The organism is Trinickia sp. (assembly GCF_036503415.1).
Taxonomy (GTDB): Bacteria; Pseudomonadota; Gammaproteobacteria; order Burkholderiales; family Burkholderiaceae; genus Trinickia.
On sequence record NZ_DASXWY010000117.1, the window covers coordinates 1 to 5443 of the forward strand.

A 5443-nucleotide genomic window follows, 5' to 3' on the forward strand; every position below is an offset into this window, starting at 1 on the left:
GCCGCCGGATCGGCGCCGAAGCTCGAAGAAAGCGATCCGCAAGCGAAGCAATACGCTTATATGCACGACGCCTCGAAAGTCGATGTCCGCCGCAACCCAAATTACAAGGTCGGCCAAACCTGCGCGAATTGTTCTCTGTTCAGCGGCGAATCGGGTCAGGAATGGGGAGGCTGCATGATTTTCGGCGACAAGCAGGTTGCCGCGAAAGGATGGTGCAACCAGTACACGAACACGTGATCGCTAAATGAGACAACAGGGCAATCCTCGACAACTCGCCACTTGGCTTCAGCAAGCCATCGCCCTGCAGCAAAACGGAGCGCTCTCCGACGCCGAAGAGATCTACCGCGAAATCCTCGCGCAGCGCCCTCGCCATTTCGATGCCCTCCAACTACTCGGCGCGCTCGCGCTGCAAACCGGCCGCATCGAGGAAGGCGCACAACTGCTGCAGCGGGCCATCGATATCGACGGCGCTCAAGCACCGCTTCATTCGAATCTCGCTTTTGCGCTCAACGCTTTGGGTCGGCCGCGCGAGGCGCTCGCCAGCGCGAGTCGCGCGCTGGCGCTCAAACCCGGCTTTCCCGATGCCCTGAATAATCGCGGTATGGCGCTCGCGGCACTCGATCGTCCGGACGAGGCGCTCGCGAGTTTCGACCAGGCGCTGGCCGCGAAACCGGACTTTGCGGCAGCCTGGAACAACCGCAGTTGCGCGCTGCGCGACCTGGGGCTCGCCGCCGAGGCTCTCGCGAGCTGCGATGCGGCGCTGAAACTGGGACCGAACTACGCGCAAGCCTGGAGCAATCGCGGCAACGCGCTGAGCGATCTCAATCGCCCGCTCGAAGCGCAGGAAAGTTACGCGCGCGCGCTCGAACTCGCACCTGATTTTGTCGATGCCTGGAACAATCTCGGGCTGACGTTCGTCGATCTGAACCGGCATGCCGACGCGCTCGAAAGCTATGAGCGCGCACTCGCGCTCGCGCCGCAGGCCGTCGAGACACGCTGGAACCGTGCGCTGTGCCTGCTCCAACTCGGCCGACTCGACGACGGATGGGCCGAATACGAATGGCGCTGGCAACGCAAACGTATCGCGGCGGGATCGCGTGCGTTCGACGCGCCGCAGTGGCGCGGCGATGCGCCGCTCGATGGCAAAACCATCCTGCTTCACGCCGAACAAGGTCTCGGCGACACCCTGCAGTTTTGCCGTTACGCGTCGCTCGTCGCGCAACGCGGCGCACGCGTGATCCTCGAAGTGCAGCCGGAACTGATGCGGCTTTTGCGTGATCTCGATGGCGTGACCGAACTGATCGAGCACGGCGCGCCGCTGCCGCGTTTCGATTACCACTGCCCGCTGCTGAGTTTGCCGCTTGCACTGCATACGACGCTCGACACCATTCCAGCGACCGTCCCTTATCTGCACGCCGACCATGAAGACGCGGAGCGTTTTCGCGTTCGGATCGACGAGGCGATGAATGGGTCGGATTCGGGCGCATTGAAAGTCGGGCTGGTCTGGGCGGGCGGCGCTCGTGCTCATGTGCCGGAGCTGCGCAAGAACGATGCGCGTCGATCGCTCGCCTTCGAACAGCTTGCGCCGATTCTCGACGTGCCTCAAGTGCGGTTTTTCAGCTTGCAAAAGGGTGCCGCCGCCACGCAGCTTCGAGAAGCCCAGGCCGGACAGGGAGCGTTGCAAGCAGCGGCCCGACGCATCGTCGATTGGACCGACGATCTGCAAGATTTCGCCGATACGGCGGCGCTCGTGGCCAACCTCGATCTCGTCATCTCGGTAGATACATCGACCGCACATCTGGCAGGCGCGATGAACCGGCCCGTCTGGATTCTGAACCGCCTGGATACCTGTTGGCGATGGATGCTCGAGCGCGAGGACAGCCCGTGGTATCCGAGCGCACGGCTCTTTCGCCAGCCCTCGCTCGGCGATTGGACCACCGTGCTCGCAGCCGTGGCACGTACACTGCGCGAGCGCGCCACGGCTGCCCGGTGACAGGCGACGTCAGAGGATCAAAACGCGGCGGCTAAGCCGCCCATTGGGCAAGACGGCTACCGAGTTCGCTGCTGGCCGTCGTCATCGGCGCACGCAACTCGTTGACCAGCAGGCCGAGTCCGGCCAGCGCGGCCTTCACAGGCGCGGGATTGGGCTCGGAACCGAGCGCCTGCACGAGCGGCGCGAGCTCGTGGAAGATGCGGCGGGCTTCGATGAGCTCGCCGCGCTCGCACGCGCGATACATCGCAACGAAACGATCGGTCCGAACATGCGCCGCTGCCGAGATCGCACCGCTGCCACCCATGCAAAGTGTGCTGAAAATCGCATCGTCGTTACCGGCCAGCACGTTCAGGCGCCCATCGGCAATCAGCGCCCGGGTCGTCTCGGCCGAGCCCGCGCAATCCTTGATGGCTGTGATGCGAGGATGGGCGGCTAGCGCCAGCACGGTATCGAGTTCGATGCGCACACCGGTGCGGTGCGGAATGTCGTAGAGAACCAGCGGCTTTTCGCTTCGATCCGCCAGCGAGGAGAAATGCTCGATGAGGGCCGCTTGCGACGGACGGATGTAATAAGGCGCCGAGATCAGTACGCCCGCCAGCGGCAGTTCGTTGAGCCGCCTCACCGCCTCATGCAGTTGCGCCGTCTGATTGCCCGCGACGCCGGCGACAACGGGTGTATCCCCCGCCGCCCGAAGGACCGTATCGAGTACGGCTTCGCGCTCGTCCTGGGCGAGTGACGCCGGCTCACCCGTGGTGCCAAGCGCAGCGAAGCCCGCCACACCTTGCCGGCGATAGCGTTCGACAAGCGACGCGAGTGCGCCATGATCGACCGCACCCGCTGAAAAAGGCGTAACGAGCGCGATCCAGATACCAGAGAAATTCGACATGTTTTCTTCACCTCGATGAACTGACCGAAGAGAATCCGTCGAACGGCGAAGGGGTGGCGTAAGAAGTGAGGCGGCTTGTCGCTGTCCCGTCGATCGCCCGACGGCAACAGCGCGCCGGTCAGACGAGCAGCTGTTTTTTGGCTTTGGAAACCGCGCACGCCACCGCGTTCGCCGGCGCAAGGCGCGCAGCGAAGTCGTCAAAAGCGGCAAGGAGGGGGCGGCGGTCGAAATCCATTCGACGCAGTGTACAGGGGACTGCGCCATCGAATCAATCGAAAGCTTGACTTCTTATTGCGGCAACGTAATATACGCAACGCGTATAAATCGATCGAGGAGCCCACGGCATGAGCGTTCCCCAGCAAGCCTTCCTGCGCGACGCCATGCGCCGCCTCAACATGACGCGCGACGCGTTCGCCAGCCGCATCGGCGTCAGTCGCCGCGCGCTCGACACCTGGCTCCTGCCCGACGATTCGCAGGAATCGCGCAGCATGCCCGAGATCGTCGAGCGCTTCGTCTCGGAAATCGTCGAGCGTCGGGAGCAGTCGCCCGAATATACGCAAAGTGTAGATTTTCAATCGATCGCCAGCCAGATGCTGTTCGAGGGCAAGCCGCAGCTCCTCTCGGTCGATCAGTTCTCGCGCGATGCCGTGGAGGCACTGTTTCGCGTTGCCGACATCATGCAGCCCATCGCGCAGCGCAAGAAGATCTCGCGCGTGCTGGAGGGCGCCGTGCTCGGCAATCTGTTCTTCGAAGCCAGTACCCGCACGCGCGTTTCGTTCGGCGCGGCCTTTTGCCGGCTCGGGGGCACGGTGTGCGACACGACGGGTTTCACGTTCTCGTCGATGGCCAAGGGCGAATCGATCTACGATACGAGCCGCGTCATGAGCGGCTATGTCGATGCGCTCGTGGTGCGTCATCCGGAGCAAGGCTCCGTGGCCGAATTCGCGCGCGCGACCAACCTGCCCGTGATCAACGGCGGCGACGGTCCGGGCGAACATCCGAGCCAGGCCTTGCTCGATCTTTATACGATCCAGCGCGAGTTCTCCCGCCTCGGCAAGATCGTGGACGGGGCGCACATCGCGCTCGTCGGAGACCTCAAATATGGCCGCACCGTGCATTCGCTCGTCAAGCTGCTCGCGCTTTATCGCGGCATCAAATTCACGCTGATTTCACCGCCGACACTCGAACTGCCCTCGCATATCGTCGAGCAGATTTCACGCAACGGCCACGTCATCGAACAAACGCACGATCTGACCGCGGGGCTCGCAGGCGCCGATGTCGTCTACGCGACGCGTATTCAGAAGGAGCGCTTCAAGGACGAGTCGTTCGAAGGCTATACGCCCGACTTTCAGATCAACAAGGCCCTCGTGGATGCCGTCTGCGGGCGGGATACATTGATCATGCATCCGCTGCCGCGCGACAGTCGGCCGGGCGCGAACGATCTCGCGACGGACCTCAATCATGATTCGCGGCTGGCGATCTTCCGCCAGACCGACAACGGCATTCCCGTGCGCATGGCGATTTTTGCGGTGCTGCTCGGGGTGGAGAATCAGGTGCGTCATTCGATGCGCGACGCCGCGTGGCGCCCGCCGGCCTATCTCGGCCCGGACGATGCGATCTTTCATGGCATCGATTGAGACGCCACGGATGCGCGAGGCAACTTGGCCTCTGTCCGTTAATTCCGGAGCAACCCGCAAAAGGGGCCTCGCCTCGGCCCTGCGGCCTGAGAGATCGCATTCAACGCGTCCGGTCGATCCGCCACTCGAAGCATGAGAACGATATTGCGCCTCATGTACTTCGCGAGTCGATGCCGATCGCGCTCCGGTAAGCGCTCGAGAACCGGCAACGCATGTTGCAGCGCCTCGCCGCTATTGAGGTGAACCCAGTCGTCCCCGGTGCGGTATGTTTCCGCAAGCGCGTTCGTCACCAATTGGGAGGCAAGTGTCGCGAAACGGGGATGGTCGTGCAGCGCGACTACGTGCTCACATAGCAATGCGAACCGGGCTCGCACGGGTTCGATTGCCTCTGTCAGGTCTGTGTCCGGAAGCTTATATTCGGCAACCGCTCGACCGACGATTTCCGCTCGCAGCGCCTTCGGCAACTCAGTGACACGGCCAAGCGCCGGCGATGCGGCGTCGAGCACTGTGCCCTGGGGGTTCGCAAACGCCTGAATCTCGTTTTCGGCGGCGGCTTTGATCGCTGCGACGCGCTCTCTTATGTGCGGTAGAAGTCCGAGCGTCGCGCGACTCGTCATGGCCAACCTCGCCTGCGCGCCGAGATTCAAGTGATCCCCGACGGCAACGGCCACCTCATAGGGCAACCGGCCCTCCGGCCGCGCCGCAGCGCGCGACGACAACGGCGACAGCACCGCCGATCTCGACGCCGCGAAGCGGCTGCCGCGCTGCCCTGGCGTATCGGCCGAACGTTGGCCGGTGGGCGACGAAATATCGTCGCCGGCAATACCGGAGCGGCATCTCGATAGAGAGAGTCCCATGCTGAGTTCCGACGGTGTTCCATCGCGTTCAAAGATCCAATACATTGAACGGTCCGGACGACCTGCGCGC

General features: G+C 63.4%; 5 protein-coding genes. 3 read left to right on the plus strand and 2 right to left on the minus strand.

The genetic code is table 11. The features are described from left to right. The coding region (locus VGL01_RS15080; RefSeq protein ID WP_331570649.1) for a high-potential iron-sulfur protein at nt 1–237 on the plus strand (237 nt) is incomplete at its 5' end. A gap of 7 nt (nt 238–244) precedes the next feature. After that, a complete protein-coding gene (locus VGL01_RS15085; protein WP_331570651.1) occupies nt 245–1993 on the plus strand; it encodes a tetratricopeptide repeat-containing glycosyltransferase family protein in 1749 nt (582 codons plus the stop codon). Between the two features lie 31 nt (nt 1994–2024). Here VGL01_RS15085 and dapA read toward each other — a convergent pair whose 3' ends face one another. Continuing rightward, on the minus strand, nt 2025–2879 hold the full coding sequence (gene dapA / locus VGL01_RS15090; protein WP_331570653.1) for a 4-hydroxy-tetrahydrodipicolinate synthase: 855 nt from the start codon (nt 2877–2879) through the stop codon (nt 2025–2027). Between the two features lie 344 nt (nt 2880–3223). Between dapA and VGL01_RS15095 the strand changes: the two genes are divergently transcribed. Beyond that, on the plus strand, nt 3224–4516 hold the full coding sequence (locus VGL01_RS15095) for an aspartate carbamoyltransferase (protein WP_331570655.1): 1293 nt from the start codon (nt 3224–3226) through the stop codon (nt 4514–4516). A gap of 38 nt (nt 4517–4554) precedes the next feature. Here VGL01_RS15095 and VGL01_RS15100 read toward each other — a convergent pair whose 3' ends face one another. Then, nucleotides 4555–5373, minus strand: a complete 819-nt coding sequence (locus VGL01_RS15100) for a hypothetical protein (protein ID WP_331570657.1) — start codon at nt 5371–5373, stop codon at nt 4555–4557. Nucleotides 5374–5443 lie beyond the last annotated feature (70 nt).